Raw genomic sequence first — 20,748 nt, 5'->3', positions numbered from 1 at the left:
AGAGGGGCTTTTGATCATGCGGCTTTTGACGACTCCAGAAAATCCTGCGCAAATCGCTGCAGCACACCACCGGCCTCGTAGATCGAGACTTCTTCGGCGGTATCGAGGCGGCAGGTCACCGGCACCGACAACTGCGTGCCGTCCTTGCGGTGGATCACGAGCGTGAGCATCGCGCGCGGGGTGCGTTCACCTGTGACATCGAAGGTTTCGGTGCCGTCGATGCCCAGCGTCAGCCGGGTCACACCGGGCTGGAACTCCAGCGGCAGCACGCCCATGCCGATCAGGTTGGTGCGGTGGATGCGCTCGAAGCCCTCGGCGACGATCGCTTCCACGCCAGCCAGGCGCACGCCCTTGGCGGCCCAGTCGCGCGAACTGCCTTGGCCGTAGTCGGCGCCGGCCACGATGATCAGCGGCTGGCGACGGTCCATGTAGGTCTCGATCGCTTCCCACATGCGCACGACCTGACCGTCGGGTTCGATGCGGGCGAGCGAGCCCTGCTTGATCGCGCCGTCGACGATCGCCATTTCGTTGACGAGCTTGGGATTGGCGAAGGTGGCGCGCTGCGCGGTCAGGTGGTCGCCGCGATGCGTGGCGTAGGAATTGAAGTCCTCCTCCGGCACGCCCATCTTGGCCAGGTACTCGCCGGCCGCGCTGCTGGCGAGGATCGCGTTCGATGGCGACAGGTGGTCGGTGGTGATGTTGTCGCCCAGCACCGCCAGCGGGCGCATGCCGGTCAGCGTGCGTTCGCCGGCGAGCGCACCTTCCCAGTACGGGGGACGGCGGATGTAGGTGCTCATCTCGCGCCAGTCGTACAGCGGCGCGACACGCTCGCCGTTGTCGACGTGCAGCTTGAACATCGGGCCGTAGACGGCGCGGAACTGTTCCGGCTTGACGCTGGCCTTCACCACCGCGTCGATCTCGGCGTCGCTCGGCCAGATGTCCTTCAGCGTGACCGCGTGGCCGTCGGCGTCGATGCCGAGCACATCCTGCTCGATGTCGAAGCGCACAGTGCCGGCAATCGCGTAGGCGATGACCAGCGGCGGCGATGCGAGGAAGGCCTGCTTGGCGTAGGGATGGATACGGCCGTCGAAGTTGCGGTTGCCGCTGAGCACGGCGGTCGCGTACAGGTCGCGGTCGATGATCTCCTGCTGGATCGCCGGATCCAGCGCGCCACTCATGCCGTTGCAGGTGGTGCAGGCGAACGCGACGATGCCGAAGCCGAGCTGCTCGAGTTCCGGCAGCAGGCCGCTTTCCTGCAGGTACAGCTCGACGGCCTTCGAGCCGGGCGCGAGCGAGGTCTTGACCCACGGCTTGCGGGTCAGGCCGCGCGCGTTCGCATTGCGCGCGAGCAGCGCGGCGGCGATGACGTTGCGCGGGTTCGAGGTGTTGGTACAGCTGGTGATCGCGGCGATGACGACGGCGCCGTCGGGCATCGTGCCTTCGCTGGGCATCTCCCAGGCGCCGGCGATGCCGCGTTCGGCCAGCGCGGTCGTCGGCAGGCGGCGATGCGGGTTCGACGGGCCGGCCATGTTGCGCACGACCGTCGACAGGTCGAAGTGCAGCGTCCGCACGTACTGCGCATCGGCCAGCGCGTCGGCCCACAGGCCGGCGGCCTTGGCGTAGGTCTCGACCAGCTTGACCTGCGCATCCTCGCGGCCGGTCAGGCGCAAATAGTCCAGCGTGTTGTCGTCGATGAAGAACATCGCCGCGGTGGCGCCGTACTCGGGCGCCATGTTGGAAATCGTCGCGCGATCACCGATGCTCAGCGCGGCAGCGCCCGGCCCCCGGAATTCGAGATAGGCACCGACGACCTTCGACTGGCGCAGGAACTCTGTCAGCGCCAGCACGACGTCGGTCGCGGTGATGCCGGGGCCGGGACGCCCCGCAAGTTCAACGCCGACGATCTCCGGCGTTCGCATCCACGACGCGCGGCCGAGCATCACGTTCTCCGCTTCGAGCCCGCCGACACCAATGGCGATCACGCCCAGCGCATCGACGTGCGGCGTGTGGCTGTCGGTGCCGACGCAGGTGTCCGGGAATGCGACGCCGTCTTGGGTGTAGATCACCGGCGACATCTTCTCCAGATTGATCTGGTGCATGATCCCGTTGCCCGGCGGGATCACCTCGACGTTGTGGAAGGCCTGCTTGGTCCAGTCGATGAAGTCGAAACGGTCGGCGTTGCGTCGATCCTCGATCGCACGGTTCTTCGCGAACGCATCCGGGTCGAAGCCACCGCATTCCACCGCCAGCGAATGGTCGACGATCAGCTGCACCGGCACGACCGGATTGACCTTCGCTGGATCGCCGCCCTGGTCGGCGATCGCATCACGCAGGCCGGCCAGGTCGACGAGCGCGGTCTGGCCGAGGATGTCGTGGCAGACCACGCGCGCCGGATACCACGGAAAGTCGACGTCCTGGCGCAGCTCGATCAGCTGACGCAGCGCATCGTCGAGCAGCGCCGGCTCGCAGCGCCGCACCAGATTCTCGGCGTGCACGCGTGCGGTGTAGGACATGCGGTCGTAGGCGCCGGGCGCGAGCGCGTCAACGGCGGCGCGCGCGTCGAACCAGTCGAGATTCGTGCCGGGAAGGGGTTTGCGGTGCTGGCTGTTCATGGCTGGCTTCAACGATGCGGAGATACGAGAAACAGCGCGATCCCCGCGTGTGCGGGGATCGGCGCGGGCGTGCTTACTTGCGTTCGGCGATCGGCACGAAGGCCTGGTCCTCGGGACCGGTGTACTGCGCGCTGGGGCGGATGATCTTGCCGTCGATGCGCTGCTCGATGACGTGCGCGCTCCATCCCGCGGTACGGGCGATGACGAACAGCGGCGTGAACATCGCCGTCGGCACGCCCATCATGTGGTAGCTCACCGCGCTGAACCAGTCGAGGTTGGGGAACATCTTCTTGATGTCCCACATCACCGATTCCAGGCGCTCGGCGATGTCGTACATCTTGCGGCTGCCCGCCTCGTCCGACAGTTCCTTCGCGACCTGCTTGATCACCTCGTTGCGCGGATCGCTGACGGTGTAGACCGGGTGGCCGAAGCCGATGATGACTTCCTTCTTCTCGACGCGCGCCTTGATGTCGGCTTCGGCTTCGTCGGGATTGTCGTAACGCTTCTGCACTTCGAACGCGACCTCGTTGGCGCCGCCGTGCTTCGGCCCGCGCAGCGCGCCGATGCCGCCGGTGATGCACGAGTACATATCGCTGCCGGTGCCGGCGATGACGCGGCTGGCGAAGGTCGAGGCGTTGAACTCGTGCTCCGCGTAGAGGATCAGCGAGGTGTGCATCGCCTTGACCCAGGACTCGCGCGGCTCGAAGCCGTGCAGCAGGTGCAGGAAGTGTCCACCGATCGAATCGTCATCGGTCTCCACGTCGATCGCGCGGCCGTTGTGGCTCCAGTGGTACCAGTACAGCAGCATCGAACCCAGACAGGCCATCAGCTTGTCGGCGATGTCGCGCGCGCCGGGATGGTTGTGGTCGTCCTTCTCCGGCTGCACGCAGCCGAGCACCGACACGCCGGTGCGCATGACATCCATCGGATGCGCCGACGGCGGCAGCTCTTCCAGCGCGGACTTCACCGCCGCCGGGATGCCGCGCAGCGACTTCAGCTTGGCCTTGTAGCCGCGCAGTTCCGCCTCGGTCGGGAGCTTGCCGTGGACCAGCAGATAGGCGATCTCCTCGAATTCGCTGGTCCGCGCGAGATCGAGGATGTCGTAGCCGCGGTAATGCAGATCGTTGCCGCTGCGGCCGACGGTGCACAGCGCGGTATTGCCGGCGGCCGTGCCGCTCAGCGCGACGGACTTCTTCGGCTTGAAGCCGGGGGCGGTGGTGGCGGTGTCGCTCATCTGGGATCTCCGGTGAATGCCTGGATGGATCGCTTACTGCTTGTTGGATGCGAACAGCGCGTCCAGCCGCTGCTCGAAGGCGTGATAGCCGATGCGCTCGTAGAGTTCCTCGCGCGTCTGCATCGCATCGACGACGTTCTGCTGGTGACCGTCGCGGCGCACAGTGGCGTAGACGTTCTCGGCCGCCTTGTTCGCGGCGCGGAACGCCGACAGCGGGAACAGCTGGATCGCGACGCCGGCCGAGGCCAGTTCGTCGCGCGTGAACAGCGGCGTCTTGCCGAACTCGGTGATGTTGGCCAGCACCGGCACCTTCACCGCGTCGACGAAACGGCGGTAGGTATCGAGGTCGTAGGCGGCCTCGGCAAAGATGCCGTCGGCGCCGGCTTCGACACAGGCGATGGCGCGTTCGATCGCGGCGTCCACGCCGTCGACCTGGATCGCATCGGTGCGCGCGATCAGGAAGAAGTCCGGGTCGGTCTTCGCATCGGCCGCGGCCTTGACGCGATCGACCATCTCGCCCTGCGACACGATCTCCTTGCCCGGACGATGGCCGCATCGCTTGGCGCCGACCTGGTCCTCGATATGGCACGCCGCGGCGCCGGCCTTGATCAGCGACTTGATCGTGCGCTCGATGTTGAAGGCGCTCGGCCCGAAGCCGGTGTCGATGTCGACCAGCAGCGGCAGGTCGCAGACGTCGGTGATGCGGCGCACGTCGATCAGCACGTCCTCGAGCGTGTTGATCCCCAGATCCGGCAGACCCAGCGAGCCCGCGGCGACGCCGCCGCCCGACAGATAGATCGCCTGGAAGCCGGCGCGCTGGGCCAGCAGCGCGTGATTGGCGTTGATCGCGCCGATCACCTGCAACGGCGATTCGGCGGCGAGCGCGGCGCGGAACTGGGCGCCTGCGGAAACAGTGGACATCGATGCGACTCCGGAGCTGCGGTGTACCGCGATGGCATGCAATCTGGCACCATCCGACAGGTTGATCAATCTTGATCGAATCAATCAATACATCGGAATTCACAGTGAATGCGAACGATGGCGACCTGATGTCGGCCGCCGAGGCCTGTGCGGCGCTCGGCATCAGCACTGCGACGCTCTACGCCTACGTCAGTCGCGGCCTGCTCGAATCGCGGCCCGGCCCGGACCATCGCAGCCGCGTCTATCTGCGCCAGGATGTCGAGCGCCTGGGCCAGCGCAAACGGGCGGGCCGGGGCGCGGCGCGCGGCGCGGCGCAGAGTCTCGACCGCGGCCTGCCGGTGATGGAAACGCGGATCTCGCTGATCCGTCCCGACAGTCCGTATTACCGCGGGCGTTCCGCGGTCGAGATGGTCCGCGCCGGCGCCACGCTCGAGGACGCTGCGCGCCTGCTTTGGGACTGCGGCGATGCCGAACCCTTCGCAGCCGAGGTCGAGGCCTGGCCGGCACGCGTCGCCGCTGTGGCGTCCGATGCCACGCTGCCGCCGATCGAACGCGCGATGGCGGCGATCCCGTTGCTCGCGCCCGACCAGCGCCATTCGCTGAGCGCCGCGCCGGCGATCAAGCGCAGCGTCGCCGCCCTGTTGCTGCGCCAGAACGCCGCGCTGCTGGTCGCCGGCCAGCCCGATGCGCGACCGGTGCACGCACTGCTCGCAGATGCCTGGCGCCCCGGCGATGCCGGATTCGCCGATCTCGTGTGCGCGGCGCTGGTGCTGTGCGCCGACCACGAACTCAACGTGTCAGCATTCGCCGCACGCGTGGTCGCCTCCACCGGGGCCCATCTGCACGCGACCGTCTGCGCAGGACTGGCCGCGCTGTCGGGGCCACGCCATGGCGGTGCGACCGCACGCGCACACGCGCTGATCCGCGAAGCCTGCGATGCGCCCTCGCCCGCCGCCTTCGTCGCCGAGCGCTGGCAACGCGGCGACGACCTGCCCGGCTTCCATCACGTGCTGTATCCCGACGGCGATCCGCGCGCCGCCGAAGTGCTGGCGATGCTGCGCGCACGGCATGCGGACGATGCGCGCATGCAGCAGCTGGAGGTCTTCCTCGCCGCGGCGGCGGAGACCAGCGGCCGCCATCCCAACATCGACGGCATGCTGGCGGCGATCTGCTTCGTGCACGGCCTGCCGGCGACGCCGGCCTTATGCATGTTCGCCGCAGGACGCCTCGCCGGCTGGCTGGCGCATGCGCTGGAGCAGCAGGATCTGGGCATGCTGATCCGGCCGCGTGCGCATTACACCGGTGTGGCGCCCGAGTAGACGCGCTTCAGCCTGCGTCCGCCCCACGCGCCAGCACGCGGCGCACTTCTTCCAGCGCATTCGGATCGTCGAGCGTCGACAGATCGCCCGGGTCGCGCGATTCGGCCAGCGCCTGCAGCGAGCGCCGCAGCAACTTGCCCGAACGCGTCTTCGGCAGCGCATTGACCACGTACACGCGCGCAGGCCGCGCAACGGCACCGAGCTGGTCGGCGACGGTGCGCATCATTTCGCCGGCCGTCGCATGCTGCGCATCCGGATCCGCCGATGCATGCTTGAGTGTCGCGAACACGATCGGCACCTGCCCCTTCACTTCGTCGGCCACGCCGATGACCGCCGCTTCGGCGACCGCCGGATGGCTGGAGACCGACTCCTCGATCTCGCGCGTGCCCAGGCGATGGCCGGCGACATTGATGACGTCGTCGGTACGACCGAGGATGAAGGTGTAGCCGTCCGCGTCCTGGATCGCCCAGTCCAGCGAGCTGTAGACCAGTTCATTGAAGTGCGAGAAGTAGCTCGACAGGAAACGCTGGTCGTCGTTCCACACCGTCGTCATGCACCCCGGCGGCAGTGGCGGCTGGATCACCAGCACGCCCTTGGTGCCCGGCGGCACGCGCTCGCCAGTCGCCTCGTCGATCACCCGCAGGTCGTAGCCCGGCGTCGGCAGGCCGGGCGAACCGAACTTCACCGGTTTGAGTTCGACCCCGGGCATCAGCGCCAGCACCGGCCAGCCGGTTTCGGTCTGCCAGTAGTTGTCGATGATGGTCGTGCCGCCGAGGCCTTCGCTGATCCAGATCGCGGTGGGTTCGTCGAGCGGCTCGCCCGCAAGGAAGAGGTACTGCAGTTTCGACAGGTCGTGCTGCTTGAGGAATTTCGGGTCCTGCTTCTTCAGCACGCGCACCGCGGTCGGCGAGGAGAACATCGTGCGCACGCCGTAGTCGGCGCAGATCTTCCACCAGATGCCGGCATCGGGCGCGGTCGGCAGACCTTCGTAGAGGATCACCGTCGCGCCCGCGATCAGCGGCCCGTAGACGTTGTAGGAATGCCCGACCGCCCAGCCGACATCGGAGGTCGTGAACATCACCTGCCCGGGCCGGATGTCGTAGATCGACCACATCGACAGCGCCATCGCGACCGCGTAGCCGCCGACATCGCGCTGCACGCCTTTGGGCTTGCCGGTCGTGCCGGAGGTGTAGAGCAGATAGCTCGGTTCGTTGGACTCCAGCCATGCCACCGGCACGTCGGTGCCGGCGTGCTTTGCGCGCAGCGTCGCGTAGTCGACATCGCGACCTTCGACGCGGGCATAGCCGGCATCGAGTCCGCGATCGACGATCAGCACGTGCGGCGGTGGCGACGCGCTTTCCGCACACGCGGCATCGACCAGCGGCTTGTACGGAATCACCTTGCCGCCACGACTGCCGGCATCGGCGGCGATCAGCAGCTTCGGCGTCGCATCGTCGATGCGCAGCGCGAGGTTGTGCGCGGCGAAGCCGCCGAAGACGACCGAATGCACCGCACCGATGCGCGCGCAGGCCAGCATCGCGAATGCGGCCTCGGTCATGTTCGGCATGTAGATGACGACGCGGTCACCGCGTTCGACGCCGAGCGCCACCAGCACCGCCGCGAAGTCGTTGACCTCGCGATACAGCTGCGCGTAGCTGATCTCGCGCGTCTCGTTCGTTTCCGTGGAGATCGCCACGAGCGCGAGCTGATCACCGCGCGCTTCGAGGTGCCGGTCGACGGCGTTGTAGCAGAGGTTGGTCTCGCCGCCGACGAACCACTGCCGGAACGGCGGGTTCGCGTAGTCGAGGATCCGCTCGGGCGCCTTGTGCCAGTGGATCGCCTGCGCCTGCTCGCCCCAGAACCCCTCGGGATCTTCGATGGAACGGCGGTGGAATTCCTCGTAGCCCATGGCGACCTCCCGGATGCGAACACCGAGGCTAGTCCGCAGGCGGCAAGGATGCGTTACGACAATGGTCTACACCGCGCTGTCCGGCATGCACCCATGAAAAAGCCGGGCTCAAGGCCCGGCTTCTTCTCGACGCGCTGCGGGCTCAGGCCAGCAGATGCGCCACGCCGCTGCGCTCTTCCTCGAGCTCGGCCAGGGTCTTGTCGATGGCCTTCTGGCTGAAGTCGTCCACTTCGATGTCCTTGACCAGCGTGTACTCGCCGTTCTGCGTGGTCACCGCGAAGCCGAAGATCACGCCTTCGGGGATGCCGTAGCTGCCGTCGGACGGCACGCCCATCGTCACCCACTTGCCGTTGCTGCCCAGCACCCAGTCGCGGATGTGGTCGATGGCGGCGTTGGCGGCCGAGGCGGCCGACGAGAGGCCGCGCGCTTCGATGATCGCCGCGCCGCGCTTGCCGACCTGCGGGATGAAGGTATTGGCGTTCCAGTCGGCGTCGTTGACCTTGTCCTTGAGGTTGACGCCGTTCGCCGTGGCGAAGCGGTAGTCCGGGTACATGGTCGGGCTGTGGTTGCCCCACACGATCAGGCCCTCGATGTCGCCCACGGCCACGTCGGCCTTGGTCGCCAGCTGGCTCAGCGCGCGGTTGTGGTCGAGGCGCAGCATCGCGGTGAAGTTGCGCGGGTTGAGATCCGGCGCCGACTTCATGGCGATGTAGGCGTTGGTATTGGCCGGGTTGCCGACCACCAGCACCTTGACGTCGCGCGAGGCGACCTTGTTCAGCGCGGCGCCCTGGGCGGTGAAGATCTTGGCGTTCTCGAGCAGCAGGTCCTTGCGCTCCATGCCCGGGCCGCGCGGACGCGCGCCGACCAGCAGGGCGATGTCGGCGTCCTTGAACGCGACCTCCGCATTGTCGGTGCCGACAACGCCTGCCAGCAGCGGGAATGCGCAGTCTTCCAGCTCCATGATCACGCCCTTCAGCGCGGCCTGTGCCTTGTCGATCGGCAGTTCGAGCAGCTGCAGGATCACCGGCTGGTCCTTGCCCAGCATTTCGCCGGAGGCGATCCGGAACAGCAGCGCATAGCCGATCTGGCCGGCAGCGCCGGTCACGGCAACACGGACGGGCTTCTTCATCGTCATTCCTCTCGTTTCAAATCGAACGTACGTGGGTGGGAGCGGCCGGCAGCGGCCGGCTCAGGTCAGCTCCGCGAAGAACTCGCGGATGCGGTCGAGCCCGGGCGCGAGCTGCGCCTCGGGACAGGTGTAGCTGATGCGCAGGGCGCGCGGCTCGCCGAAGGCCGAACCCGGCACACAGGCCACGCCCTTCGCTTCGAGCAGCGCATTGCACAGGTCGACGTCGTTGGCGATGCGCGTGTCGCCGTGCGACTTGCCGAACGCGACGCTGACGTCGGGGAACACGTAGAACGCGCCGGCGGGCTTCGGGCAGACCACGCCGGGGATCTGCGCCAGCGCCGCCATCACCTGGTCGCGGCGTGCCTGGAACTCCGCGCACTTCGCCGCCGGCACGTCCTGCGGGCCGGACAGCGCGGCGACCGCCGCGGCGGTGACGACTTCCGGCACGTTGGTGATGTGGTTGGAGTTCATCGTCGCGAACGCCTTCGCCACATTTTCCGGCCCGGCCAGCAGGCCGACGCGCCAGCCCGGCATGCCGTAGGTTTTGGACAGCGAGTCGACGAAGATCGTGCGCTCGCGCAGTTCGGGCCGCGCCTGCACGACGTTGTGGTAGCCGACGCCGTCGAAGACCATCCGGTTGTAGATGTCGTCGGTGACGATCCACGTGTCGGGATGACGCACCAGCACGTCCGCCAGCGCGGCGATCTCGGCCTGCGTATAGACCATGCCGGTCGGATTGGACGGATTGTTGAACAGGAAGACCTTGGGCTTGCGCGCCAGCGCGGCATCGAGCTGTGCCGGCGTGAGCTTGTAATCCTGTTCGGGCGGACACGGCAGCAGCCGGATGTCGGCGCCGACGATCTCGGCGATGTCCAGATACGTCGTCCAGTACGGCGTGGCGAACGCGAAGCCGTCGCCTTCGTCGAGCAGCACTTCGGCCAGCGTGTAGAGGATGTGCTTGGCGCCGATGCCGCTCGCGCAATGGGCGCGCGTATAGCCCGGCAGGCCGATGCGATCGAGATGGCCGATGAAAGCGTCGAGCAGCGCGTCGCTGCCGCGGTTGCTGCCGTACTGGCCGCTGTCGTGCGCCAGCGCCTCGCGCGCGGCCGCATACACGTGCGGGCCGGGCAGGAAGTTCGGCACCCCGATCGAGAAGCTGATGATGTCCCGCCCCTCGGCCTTCAGGCGCTTGGCCTTCTCGGCGACCTGCATGATCGCGCTGGGCTTGGCGCGACCGGTACGCGCGGCGAGCTGGGGCATCGCGGAACCTCGTGGTGAAGCGGCGGGGAAAGCGGCGGAACCGCTGATTTTCGGCGCCAGATGGTACCACGCGGCCCTGTCGCGACCGGCGCAGGCGCCGCGGCAACGCTGCGTGTCAGAGGTAGTCCAGCACGTCGCCCAGGTCGTAGTTCTCGTCGAAATAGGCCTGCCATTGCGCGTGGACCTCGCGCAGGCACGCGGGCGTGGTGCAGGCGTCGAGCTGCCGGACCACGGCGGCGGCCGTGCGGTCGCCATCGGGGTACCGGGCCGACAGCTCGACAAGCTGCGTGCGCAGGCCGCGGTCGAGTTCGGCGAACTCGGCATCGCTGCAGGCCAGCCGCGCGCGCAGGCTGTCCGGCGGCGCGTCACCACCACAGGCGACGGCTTCCGGCAGCACCGAAGCCTGGGTGATCGCCAGCGTGATCTCCTGCCGGTCACGGTCGGTCAGGCGTCGAACGAAGCCGAGGTCGTCGGTCTGGCCGAGCCCCCAGGTCACCCGCAGCGTGAAGCCGGCAGTGCCTGACGTCGCACGCTGCCTGCGGAAGGTCACGGTCTCGCTCGGGCCATTGTTGCGGGCGATATGGAAGGCCAGTGTTTCATTGGCGAGATCGACATCCTCGACGGTGCCGTGCAGCCACACGCCGTCGCGCAGGATGCGCAGCCCGCTGGTCGCCTGCCATTCGAACGCGTAGATGACTTCGGCATCGTCGCCCTGCGCGCGCTCGGTGCTCCAGATGCCTTCGAGGCTGCGCTGGAAGTCCTGCGCGAATGCGGCCTCGTCCGTTGGCGATTCCGACGTTTCGGAGGGTGCGAGCTCCGCGTCCTCGTCGGGCGAGGCCGGGCCGCTGCACGCGGTCAGGGCGGCACCGAGGCCGAGTGCGAGCAGGAAGGCGTATGCGCCGTGGAGTGCCATCTTCGATTCCTTGAAAAAGCCACGCGTGGAACTGATTGGAGACAACGAGACGGAATCAGTCAGCGCTGCCAAACAAGCGAAAAGTTCGCGGAACCTCGAGAGCCTCGTCGTTCCAGCGGCTCTCGACAGACGCCGGTCTGGTCAAGCTGGAACCCATTTTGCTTCTGCCGTCCCACCGTATCGCGAAGATCAAAATGGATTCCGGCGTTTGCCGGAATGACGGAGTCTGATGGCCTTCGTGTCGAGCGGCGGCCCCCGACGGCGGTGAAAACCAGAGCAACCCACGAGGTTCAACGCTTTCCCCTCAGCAGCGGAGAGACATCCAGCGCCTGTCGGGTGCCACGACCACCAAGCGGATATCGGGCCGCGACTGGGCGTGGTACCCGGCAGGCGCCCGAGCAAACCTCGCGGCCGTCATCGCTCGACCCAGCAGAACACCAGATCCCCAAAACGAAACAGGCCGGCAAAGGCCGGCCTGTCGTTCGATCACGCTGCGAGCGTCTTGTTCCACTCCGCGACCCGGTCGGCCTTGGCCGCCAGCACCGCGTCGGTGTCCCCGACGATCTTGATCGACTTGATCGTGTCGCCCTGCTTCACCGCGTCCACGACATCCAGGCCTTCGGTGACCTTGCCGAACACGGTGTGCTTGCCGTCCAGCCAGTCGGTCTTGATGTGGGTGATGAAGAACTGGCTGCCGTTGGTGTTCGGGCCAGCGTTCGCCATCGACAGCACGCCACGCTCGTGCTTGACGCCGTTGTTGGTCTCATCCTCGAACCGGTAGCCCGGGCCGCCGCGGCCGGACCCTTCCGGGCAGCCGCCCTGGACCATGAAGTCGGCGATCACGCGATGGAAGTTCAGCCCGTCGTAGAAGCCGCGCTTGGCCAGGTTGACGAAGTTGGCGACGGTCAGCGGCGCCTTGTCGGCGAACAACTCGACAGTGATCTGGCCACGGTCGGTATCGAATACGGCGTTCAGGGACATGATGGATCCTGTGGTGGGTCGAAGGACGCCGGCGCGCCGGCGAAACCGCTACATGCGGCCCCTTGCGCCCGTTTCAACCACCCCGCCATGCGGCGACGCAACACGCTACAATACGCGACTTCCTTAACTGCCCATTGAGCGCCCCGGTCCCGACCCTGGCGCGGCCTTGCCCATGTCCATCGAACGACTCCGCAATATCGCCATCGTCGCCCACGTCGACCACGGCAAGACCACCCTCGTCGACCAGCTGCTCAAGCAGTCCGGCACGCTGGCCGAGCGCACCGTCCTCGCCGAGCGCGTGATGGACAGCAACGACCAGGAAAAGGAACGTGGCATCACGATCCTCGCCAAGAACACGGCGATCACCTGGAACGGCAACCGCATCAACATCGTCGACACCCCGGGCCACGCCGACTTCGGCGGCGAGGTCGAGCGCGTGCTGTCGATGGTGGACACGGTGCTGATCCTCGTCGACGCGATGGACGGCCCGATGCCGCAGACGCGCTTCGTGACCCAGAAGGCGTTCGCGATGGGCTTCAAGCCGATCGTCGTCGTCAACAAGATCGACCGCCCGGGCGCGCGTCCGGACTGGGTGATCGACCAGGTGTTCGACCTGTTCGACAAGCTCGGCGCGACCAACGAGCAGCTCGATTTCCCGATCGTCTACGCCTCGGCGCTGCACGGCTACGCCAGCCTCGACGACACCACGCGTTCGGGCGACATGACTCCGCTGTACGAGGCGATCATGCAGCACGCGCCGATGCCGGAAGTCGATCCGGAAGGCGCCTTCCAGATGCGCATCAGCCAGCTGGACTACAACAACTTCGTCGGCGTGATCGGCATCGGCCGCATCCAGCGCGGCACGCTGAAGAAGAACATGCCGGTCTCGGTCATCGGCCGCGACGGCAAGAAGCGCCAGGGCAAGGTGATGCAGGTGCTGGGCTTCCTGGGTCTGGAGCGCATCGAGCAGGACAGCGCCGAAGCCGGTGACATCGTCGCCATCTCGGGCATCCAGGAACTGACCATCTCCGACACCGTCTGCGCGCTCGATACCCCCGAAGCGCTGCCGGCGCTGACCGTCGACGAGCCGACGATCTCGATGACCTTCCAGGTCAACAATTCGCCGTTCGCCGGCAACAAGGATCTGTCGGGCGGCAAGTTCCTCACCAGCCGTCAGCTCAAGGACCGCCTCGAGCGCGAGACCGTGCACAACGTCGCGCTGAAGGTCGAGCAGCTGGAAGACGCGGACAAGTTCCTGGTCTCCGGCCGCGGCGAATTGCATCTGTCGGTGCTGATCGAGAACATGCGCCGTGAAGGCTTCGAGCTGGCCGTGTCGCGCCCGGAAGTGATCATCAAGGAAATCGACGGCCAGATGATGGAGCCGATCGAGCAGCTCGTCGTCGACATCGAGGAGCAGCACCAGGGCGGCGTGATGGAGAAGCTCGGCACCCGCAAGGCCCAGCTCAAGAACATGGAACCCGACGGCAAGGGCCGTGTGCGTCTGGACTACGAGATCCCGGCGCGTGGCCTGATCGGCTTCCAGAACGAGTTCAAGACCCTGACCCAGGGCGGCGGCCTGCTGTTCCACGTGTTCGACCGTTACGGACCGAAGGAAACCGGCGCGATCGCCAAGCGCAACAACGGCGTGATGATCGCCAATGCCGCGGGCGCGACGCCGGCCTACTCGCTCGGCCCGCTGCAGGAGCGCGGCAAGCTGTTCGCCGCCGAAGGCGACAACGTGTACGAAGGCCAGCTGGTCGGCATCCACTCCAAGGACAACGACCTGACCGTCAACGCGATCAAGACCAAGCCGCTGACCAACATGCGCGCGTCGGGTAAGGACGACGCGATCGCGCTGACGCCGGCGATCAAGTTCTCGCTCGAGCAGGCACTGGACTTCATCGACGACGACGAACTGGTCGAAGTCACGCCGAAGGAAATCCGCCTGCGCAAGAAGTTCCTGACCGAGAGCGACCGCAAGCGCGCGTCCCGCGCCGCGTGAGCCAGGCGCTGTTCCCGGCGTGGCGGCCCGACGCCGCCGGTCGGGCGGCGTTCGCGACGCTGTCGCAACGCCTGCAGGAGGCGCGTCCATCGGACGCGCCTTCTTTGCAAGTGCGGCGCGCCGACCAGTGGCACGCCACGCTCTGCTTCATCGGCCACGACGTCGGTCACCTGGCGACGCCAGCCGTGCTCGACGCATTCGCCGCGGCCGCGGCGCGTATCCCGTCGCACACCTTCACCCTCGACCGTCTCGTCTACTGGCGGCGGTCCGGCGCCGTCGTCGCCCTGCCGCACGATTGCCCTGCCCTGCAGGCGATGTGCGACGCGACACGTGACGCGATCCGCCGCTGCGGCATCACGCCCGAAGAGGTCACGCGCCAGCCGCACGTGACGCTGGCCTTTCTGCCGAAGGGGCTCGATGCGCAGCCCTGGCTCGACACGGTGGACTGCGGCATCGGGCCGTTGATGGTCGACAGCTTCGAGCTGCTGTTCAATCCCGGTGGCCGCTACGAAGTCGTCGGCCAGTGGCCATTGACCGGCGCCGCCCTGCCCCCGCCGCCCCGCCAGGACGCGTTGTTCCGATGACCGACGAGCCCACATCCGCACACAACGGCCTGCGCGCGATCGCACTGTTCGAGGCCGGCAAGGGCGCCATCGCCCTGCTCGTCGCCGGCGGTCTTGCGGCGATCGGGCCCGATGCGCTGCAGCACCAGGTCGAGCGCGTGCTCACGCGCTTCGGCGCGGACGCCGACCGCTTCGGCACGGACCTGCTCGATGCGATCACTCCGCAGACGCTGCACATCGCGATCGCCGTCGCGCTGGTCTACGCCGGCATGCGCCTGCTCGAGGGCTGGGGCCTGTGGTGGCACCGCGCCTGGGCCTCGTGGCTCGGCGTCATCGGCGCCGCCGCCTATCTGCCCTTCGAGATCTATGCGTTGTGGCACCACCCCGACTGGCTGACCTGGGGCGTGTTTCTGCTCAACCTGCTGATCGTGCTGGTACTGGCGCGCGATCTGTACCGGCGACGTGCGGGCGGCTGAGGCTGCACGCACTACGCAATCTGATTTCGGGCGTCTAGGCGCCGAAGCACCGCGACTTCGGACTGGCATCGGCCTGCCGACCGGAAGCCGCTTTTCCTCCGGTCAAGCCGCTTCGCGGTCCGGCCCGGCGCAGCGCGCCGGGCGTTCTTGAGGACGCGCGGCAGTGCCGCGCAAGCAGTCCTCAGCCACCCTGCCTTGACTCGGACGCGCGCCATCGATGGCGTGCCGGGCGCGGCCACCGGCCGCCAGTCCGCTGCCGCGATCTTCAAGACGATGCCTTCGTCGAGGTCGCGCACCACTTCTCCGATAGAAGTGGCGGCCTCAGAGCCGCGGCGCGTTGTGTCGGCCGGGGGTTGCGGAGAGCGGGCCATGGATGGCCCGCGGCGGCGAGTCAGGCATGGGTGAGCAGCGACTGCTCGCGCGGTACTGCCGCGCAGTCGTTGCGAACGCCCGGCGTGCTTCGCCGGGCCGGGGGAGCGTTGCGCAGCAACGCGTGCTGCCGAGCCGAGAAGTAACCCCCGGCCGGCGCAACGCTGCTTCCGAAGCCGAGCTCAGGTGCAAGCACAACCGAAAGCTCCTGTGAAACTTTCCTAGGCAGCAGCAGACGCTTCCCGGTACGACATCTCTCTATCGAGACATGCCCCCACGCAGCCGCCAAGCCGACTCATCCCACCGCGCGACCGACCTGCGCCTGCTTGCGCACGATCAGCATCGCCGTTTCCAGCGCCTGCTCGTAGTTGAGGCGCGGATCGACCTGACTTTTGTAGGCGCGCTCGAGATCGACCTCGGTCAGCGCGCGCGCGCCGCCCATGCACTCGGTGACGTCCTCGCCGGTCAGCTCCAGATGCACGCCGCCCAGGCGTGTACCGGCCGCGGCATGCAGATCGAAGGCCTGCTCGATCTCGCTGCGGATGTTCTCGAAGCGGCGGGTCTTGAAGCCGTTGCTGGTCGACTCGGTGTTGCCGTGCATCGGATCGCAGATCCACAGCACGCGGCGGCCGGAGCGCTTCACGGCCTCCAGCAAAGCCGGCAGACGCTCGGCGATCTGCGTCGCCCCCATGCGATGGATCAGGCTCAGGCGGCCGGGCTCGTCGTCGGGATTGAGCAGGTCGATCAGGCGCAGCAGTTCGTCGGGCGTCGACGTCGGACCGACCTTGACGCCGATCGGATTGCGCAGGCCCCGGAAGTACTCCACATGCGCACCGTCGAGCGCGGCGGTACGCACGCCAATCCACGGAAAATGCGTGCTGAGATTGAACCAGCCCCACTGGCGCGGCACCTGGCGCGTCTGCGCCTCTTCGTAGGGCAGCAGCAGCGCTTCGTGCGAGGTGTAGAAGTCGACACGGTTGAGGTTGTGCACCTGCGTGCCGGCCAGCGTTTCCATGAAACGGACTGCATCGCCGAGGCCGGAGACCATACGCTGGTATTCCTCGGCCAGTGGCGATTCGCCGACCCATTCCAGTCCCCAGTACTCGGGGTGATGCAGGTCGGCGAAGCCGCCGTCGATCAGCGAACGCACGAAATTCATCGTCATCGCCGAACGCGCATGCGCCTTGACCATGCGCCGCGGGTCGGGCGTGCGCGCCTCGGGCGTGAATGCCGGCGCGTTGACCACGTCACCGCGATAGCACGGCAGGGTCACCCCATCGCGCGTCTCGGTGTCGGCCGAACGCGGCTTGGCGTACTGGCCGGCGAAGCGGCCCACGCGCACCACCGGCAGACGCATGCCGTGCACCAGCACCAGGCTCATCTGCAGCAGCACCTTGAGCCGGTTGGAGATCACGTCCGAGGTGCAGTCGGCGAAACTCTCCGCACAGTCGCCGCCCTGCAGCAGGAAGCGCCTGCCCTCCTGCGCATCGGCCAGTTGCTGCTTGAGACTCATGATTTCCCACGAGGTCACCAGCGGCGGCAGCGCACGCAATTCGTCCTGCACAGCCGCCAGCGCAGCCTGGTCGGGATACGTCGGCAACTGCTTGGCCGGGCGCGTGCGCCAGCTTTCCGGTGCCCAGCCCGCGGGCAGGTTCACGGGATGCAGGCTGCGTTCGATCGACGACGACATGGGGGGCTCCTCTTGCGGGCCGCCATCATCGCAGTTTGCGGCAGCGCGTCAAAACGCGGGCGAGCGCTCAGCGGCGCGTGCGCAGGCCTGCGAAGAGGGCCACCGCTGCCAGCAGCAGGAACCACACCAGACTCCAGGCCGGCATCGACAGGCCGAGGAAGGTCCAGTCGACGGTGCCGCAGTCGCCCGAACCGGTCAGCACCTTCTGGATCAGCGTCGGCGTGTCCATCGTCTCGCGCATGAAGGCGAACGGTGCACCGCAGGTCGCGAAGCCCGGCGGATGCATCTGCAACCAGACGTGCCGCCCGGCGATGCCCACGCCGACGGCCGCAGCGGCGAAGCCGAGCAGCCCGTAGGTCGTGCGCCCACCGCGCCCGCGTGGCGCGTGGATGCCGGCGACCAGCAGCACCAGACCGAGCGCGGCGAAGGCAAGGCGCTGGAAGATGCACAGCGGACAGGGCTCGAGCCCCCATTGCAGCTGCGAATAGATCGCGAACCCGATCAACGCGAAACAGGCGACGGCGCCGCCGAGCATCAACGTGCGGAACGACCAGCGGAGAGGGTTCATGGGCAGACCGGCAATGGGAATCGGGCGATTATCCGGTGCGTCCGCCCAAAACAGAAACCCCGGCCTGGGCCGGGGTTCTGTTCCATCGGTAACGGGAACCTTCGCGCGGGGCGAAGGTCGCCACGGATGCGATTACTCGGCGTCGACGGACGCCTGCGGGCGATCGACCAGCTCGACGTACGCCATCGGCGCGTTGTCGCCGGCACGGAAGCCGCACTTGAGGATGCGCAGGTAACCACCCGGACGCGCGGCGTAGCGCGGGCCGACGGTGGTGAACAGCGTGCCGACGGCTTCCTTGTCGCGCAGACGCGCGAAGGCCAGGCGACGGTTGGCGACGCTGTCGATCTTGCCGAGGGTGATCAGCGGCTCCGCGACGCGGCGCAGTTCCTTGGCCTTCGGCAGGGTGGTCTTGATCAGCTCGCTCTTGATCAGCGAAGCGGCCATGTTGCGGAACATCGCTTCGCGATGGGCGCTGGTGCGGTTGAACTTGCGACCGGCTTTCTGGTGGCGCATGGGATGGATCCTTCTGGGAAATGATGGGTCTGTGTGGTGCCTTGTCGCCGTCCTGGCGGTGGAACTTGGACTGCGGATGGTCCGAAAAACCGGTGATCCGTCACCGGCGATCGCCGCGGGCCTCGAAGCCCGTCTGGCGATATGCGGAAGGCGCGTCCCGAAAGACGCGCCCTCCGTGTTGCATCAGCCCAGCATGCCGTGAGCCGACACGCCGACCGGCGGCCAGTTCTCGAGCTTCATGCCGAGCGCGAGGCCGCGCTGCGCCAGGACTTCCTTGATCTCGGTCAGCGACTTCTTGCCGAGGTTCGGGGTCTTGAGCAGTTCGACTTCGGTCTTCTGGATCAGGTCGCCGATGTAGTAGATGCTCTCGGCCTTCAGGCAGTTGGCCGAACGCACCGTCAGCTCCAGATCATCGATCGGACGCAGCAGGATCGGGTCGACGCCCGGGGCCTGCGGCTTCGCCGCGCCGCGGTCGCGGTGCGTGAAGTCGCCGAACACCGACAGCTGGTCGGTGAGGATGTCGGCGGCGGTGCGCACGGCTTCCTCGGCATCGATCGTGCCGTTGGTCTCGATGTCCAGGACCAGCTTGTCGAGGTCGGTGCGCTGTTCGACGCGGGCCGCCTCGACCTCATAGGCCACGCGGCGGACCGGCGAGAACGACGCGTCCAGCATCAGGCGACCGATGGCGCGGGTCTCCTCGTCCGGACGACGACGCGCGGCGGCCGGCTGGTAGCCGAAACCACGCTCGATCTTCAGACGCATGTTGATCGACGCATCCTTGGTCAGATGGCAGATCACGTGCTCGCCGTTGAGGATCTCGACGTTGTGGTCGGTCTTGATGTCGGCGGCGGTGACGACGCCCGGACCCGACTTCGACAGCGACAGCGTGGAGCTCTCGCCGGTACCCATGCGGATGGCGACGTCCTTGAGATTCAGCAGGACTTCCAGCACGTCCTCCTGCAGACCCTCGATGGTGCTGTACTCGTGCAGCACGCCGTCGATCTCGACTTCGGTGATCGCGAAGCCCGGAATCGACGACAGCAGCACGCGACGCAGGGCGTTGCCCAGCGTGTGCCCGTACCCGCGCTCCAGCGGCTCGATCACGACCTTCGCGCGGTTGCCCGCGAGACGTTCGATCTGCGGGCCGCGCGGACGCAGGACCTGGTTGGCGGTTGCCGTCATGTGTGTGTGTCTCCTGAGGATCGCCGCACGTATGGGTGCGGCGACACCTGGTTGAATTACTTCGAGTACAGCTCGACGATCAGCGCTTCGTTGATGTCAGCCGGCAGGTCGCCACGATCGGGGACCGCCTTGAACACACCGCTGAATGCCTTCGAGTCGACCTCGACCCACGACGGCGACAGGTCCATCGTCGACCACACGGTCAGCGCTTCCTGCACGCGGAGCTGCTTCTGTGCCTTCTCCGACAGCGCGATCGCGTCGCCCGCCTTGACCTGGTAGGACGGCAGGTTGACCGACTGGCCATTGACCGTCACGCCACGGTGCGACACCAGCTGGCGCGCGGCCGGACGGGTCACCGCGAAGCCCATACGGTAGATGACGTTGTCGAGACGCGTCTCGAGGAGCTGCAGCAGGTTTTCACCCGTGTTGCCCTTCTTGTTCGACGCCTTCTTGTAGTAGTTGCGGAACTGGCGTTCCAGCAGACCGTAGGTACGCTTGACCTTCTGCTTCTCGCGCAGCTGGGTGGCGTAGTCCGACAGCTTGCTGCGACGCGCGCCGGTACCGGCACCGTGCTGGCCGGGCTTCTGCTCCAGCTTGCACTTCGAGTCGAGCGCGCGGGTCGGGCTCTTGAGGGACAGGTCGGCGCCTTCGCGGCGCGCGAGCTTACAGGTAGGACCGATATAACGAGCCATTTCTTATCGCTCCTTTAGACGCGACGCTTCTTCGGCGGACGGCACCCGTTGTGCGGGATGGGCGTCACGTCGATGATGTTGATGATCTTGTAGCCGACGTTGTTCAACGAACGCACGGCCGACTCACGTCCCGGACCCGGGCCCTTGATGCGCACTTCGAGCGACTTCACGCCGTACTCGAGGGCGACCTTGCCGGCCTTTTCGGCGGCAACCTGGGCGGCGAACGGGGTCGACTTGCGCGAGCCGCGGAAACCCGCGCCACCGGAAGTCGCCCACGAGAGCGCGTTGCCCTGGCGGTCGGTGATCGTGATGATCGTGTTGTTGAACGAAGCGTGGACGTGGGCGATGCCGTCGGTGACGACGCGCTTGATCTTCTTCTTGGTCTTTGCTGCGGGCTTGGCCATGGTCTGCGCTC

General features: G+C 67.2%; 19 protein-coding genes. 4 read left to right on the top strand and 15 right to left on the bottom strand.

Annotated elements, in window-relative coordinates:
• Positions 1–14: 14 nt before the first annotated feature.
• From acnD to prpB, 3 genes are all read right to left on the bottom strand, one after another.
• On the bottom strand, positions 15–2,612 hold the full coding sequence (acnD, locus tag E2F49_RS00210; protein WP_133392130.1) for a Fe/S-dependent 2-methylisocitrate dehydratase AcnD: 2,598 nt from the start codon (positions 2,610–2,612) through the stop codon (positions 15–17).
• Between the two features lie 73 nt (positions 2,613–2,685).
• Positions 2,686–3,846: a bifunctional 2-methylcitrate synthase/citrate synthase gene (prpC, locus tag E2F49_RS00205; protein WP_133392129.1), complete on the bottom strand. Its 1,161-nt coding sequence runs from the start codon at positions 3,844–3,846 to the stop codon at positions 2,686–2,688.
• 33 nt (positions 3,847–3,879) lie between these two features.
• A complete protein-coding gene (prpB, locus tag E2F49_RS00200) occupies positions 3,880–4,767 on the bottom strand; it encodes a methylisocitrate lyase (RefSeq protein ID WP_133392128.1) in 888 nt (295 codons plus the stop codon).
• A 104-nt stretch (positions 4,768–4,871) separates the two neighbouring features.
• Here prpB and E2F49_RS00195 point away from each other — a divergent pair, with 104 nt between their 5' ends.
• Positions 4,872–6,086, top strand: coding sequence for a citrate synthase family protein (locus E2F49_RS00195; protein WP_243713330.1), 1,215 nt, complete (start codon positions 4,872–4,874; stop codon positions 6,084–6,086).
• 7 nt (positions 6,087–6,093) lie between these two features.
• Here E2F49_RS00195 and prpE read toward each other — a convergent pair whose 3' ends face one another.
• From prpE to E2F49_RS00170, 5 genes are all read right to left on the bottom strand, one after another.
• The gene (prpE, locus tag E2F49_RS00190) at positions 6,094–7,995 is read right to left on the bottom strand and encodes a propionate--CoA ligase (RefSeq protein ID WP_133392127.1); all 1,902 of its coding nucleotides are present in this window, start codon (positions 7,993–7,995) and stop codon (positions 6,094–6,096) included.
• Positions 7,996–8,137: 142 nt separating this feature from the next.
• Positions 8,138–9,124 carry a malate dehydrogenase gene (locus E2F49_RS00185; RefSeq protein ID WP_133392126.1) on the bottom strand — a complete coding sequence of 329 codons (987 nt, stop codon included), beginning with the start codon at positions 9,122–9,124 and terminating at the stop codon, positions 8,138–8,140.
• 60 nt (positions 9,125–9,184) lie between these two features.
• Positions 9,185–10,384: an aminotransferase class I/II-fold pyridoxal phosphate-dependent enzyme gene (locus E2F49_RS00180; RefSeq protein WP_133392125.1), complete on the bottom strand. Its 1,200-nt coding sequence runs from the start codon at positions 10,382–10,384 to the stop codon at positions 9,185–9,187.
• Positions 10,385–10,499: 115 nt separating this feature from the next.
• On the bottom strand, positions 10,500–11,297 hold the full coding sequence (locus E2F49_RS00175) for a hypothetical protein (RefSeq protein ID WP_133392124.1): 798 nt from the start codon (positions 11,295–11,297) through the stop codon (positions 10,500–10,502).
• A gap of 486 nt (positions 11,298–11,783) precedes the next feature.
• The gene (locus tag E2F49_RS00170; RefSeq protein WP_055246886.1) at positions 11,784–12,278 is read right to left on the bottom strand and encodes a peptidylprolyl isomerase; all 495 of its coding nucleotides are present in this window, start codon (positions 12,276–12,278) and stop codon (positions 11,784–11,786) included.
• Positions 12,279–12,450: 172 nt separating this feature from the next.
• Between E2F49_RS00170 and typA the strand changes: the two genes are divergently transcribed.
• The 3 genes from typA to E2F49_RS00155 are packed head-to-tail and all read left to right on the top strand — an operon-like array spanning position 12,451 to position 15,319.
• Positions 12,451–14,280, top strand: a complete 1,830-nt coding sequence (typA, locus tag E2F49_RS00165; protein WP_055246884.1) for a translational GTPase TypA — start codon at positions 12,451–12,453, stop codon at positions 14,278–14,280.
• Positions 14,277–14,864 (top strand): 2'-5' RNA ligase family protein, encoded by a 588-nt coding sequence (locus tag E2F49_RS00160; RefSeq protein ID WP_133392123.1) that lies wholly within the window; start codon positions 14,277–14,279, stop codon positions 14,862–14,864. The genes typA and E2F49_RS00160 overlap by 4 nt, the downstream gene beginning before the upstream one ends.
• Positions 14,861–15,319, top strand: coding sequence for a DUF2127 domain-containing protein (locus E2F49_RS00155; protein WP_133392122.1), 459 nt, complete (start codon positions 14,861–14,863; stop codon positions 15,317–15,319). Before E2F49_RS00160 ends, E2F49_RS00155 begins: the two co-directional genes overlap by 4 nt.
• 11 nt (positions 15,320–15,330) lie before the next feature.
• Here E2F49_RS00155 and E2F49_RS16260 read toward each other — a convergent pair whose 3' ends face one another.
• From E2F49_RS16260 to rpsK, 7 genes are all read right to left on the bottom strand, one after another.
• The gene (locus E2F49_RS16260; RefSeq protein WP_165971076.1) at positions 15,331–15,615 is read right to left on the bottom strand and encodes a hypothetical protein; all 285 of its coding nucleotides are present in this window, start codon (positions 15,613–15,615) and stop codon (positions 15,331–15,333) included.
• 368 nt (positions 15,616–15,983) lie between these two features.
• A complete protein-coding gene (locus tag E2F49_RS00150; protein WP_133392121.1) occupies positions 15,984–17,378 on the bottom strand; it encodes a class II 3-deoxy-7-phosphoheptulonate synthase in 1,395 nt (464 codons plus the stop codon).
• 67 nt (positions 17,379–17,445) lie between these two features.
• Complete coding sequence (locus E2F49_RS00145; RefSeq protein WP_133392120.1) at positions 17,446–17,946, bottom strand: disulfide bond formation protein B; 501 nt, start codon at positions 17,944–17,946, stop codon at positions 17,446–17,448.
• A 132-nt stretch (positions 17,947–18,078) separates the two neighbouring features.
• Positions 18,079–18,459, bottom strand: coding sequence for a 50S ribosomal protein L17 (gene rplQ / locus E2F49_RS00140; RefSeq protein ID WP_055246872.1), 381 nt, complete (start codon positions 18,457–18,459; stop codon positions 18,079–18,081).
• Positions 18,460–18,642: 183 nt separating this feature from the next.
• Positions 18,643–19,641, bottom strand: coding sequence for a DNA-directed RNA polymerase subunit alpha (locus tag E2F49_RS00135; protein WP_055246870.1), 999 nt, complete (start codon positions 19,639–19,641; stop codon positions 18,643–18,645).
• Positions 19,642–19,697: 56 nt separating this feature from the next.
• Positions 19,698–20,333, bottom strand: a complete 636-nt coding sequence (gene rpsD / locus E2F49_RS00130) for a 30S ribosomal protein S4 (protein WP_055246869.1) — start codon at positions 20,331–20,333, stop codon at positions 19,698–19,700.
• A 14-nt stretch (positions 20,334–20,347) separates the two neighbouring features.
• Positions 20,348–20,737: a 30S ribosomal protein S11 gene (gene rpsK / locus E2F49_RS00125; protein ID WP_055246868.1), complete on the bottom strand. Its 390-nt coding sequence runs from the start codon at positions 20,735–20,737 to the stop codon at positions 20,348–20,350.
• Positions 20,738–20,748 lie beyond the last annotated feature (11 nt).

The organism is Luteimonas terrae, from assembly GCF_004358165.1.
In the GTDB taxonomy this organism is placed as follows: domain Bacteria; phylum Pseudomonadota; class Gammaproteobacteria; order Xanthomonadales; family Xanthomonadaceae; genus Luteimonas; species Luteimonas terrae.
The sequence above is the reverse complement of the archived record's forward strand: the minus strand, read 5'-3'. Positions and strand labels throughout refer to the sequence as shown.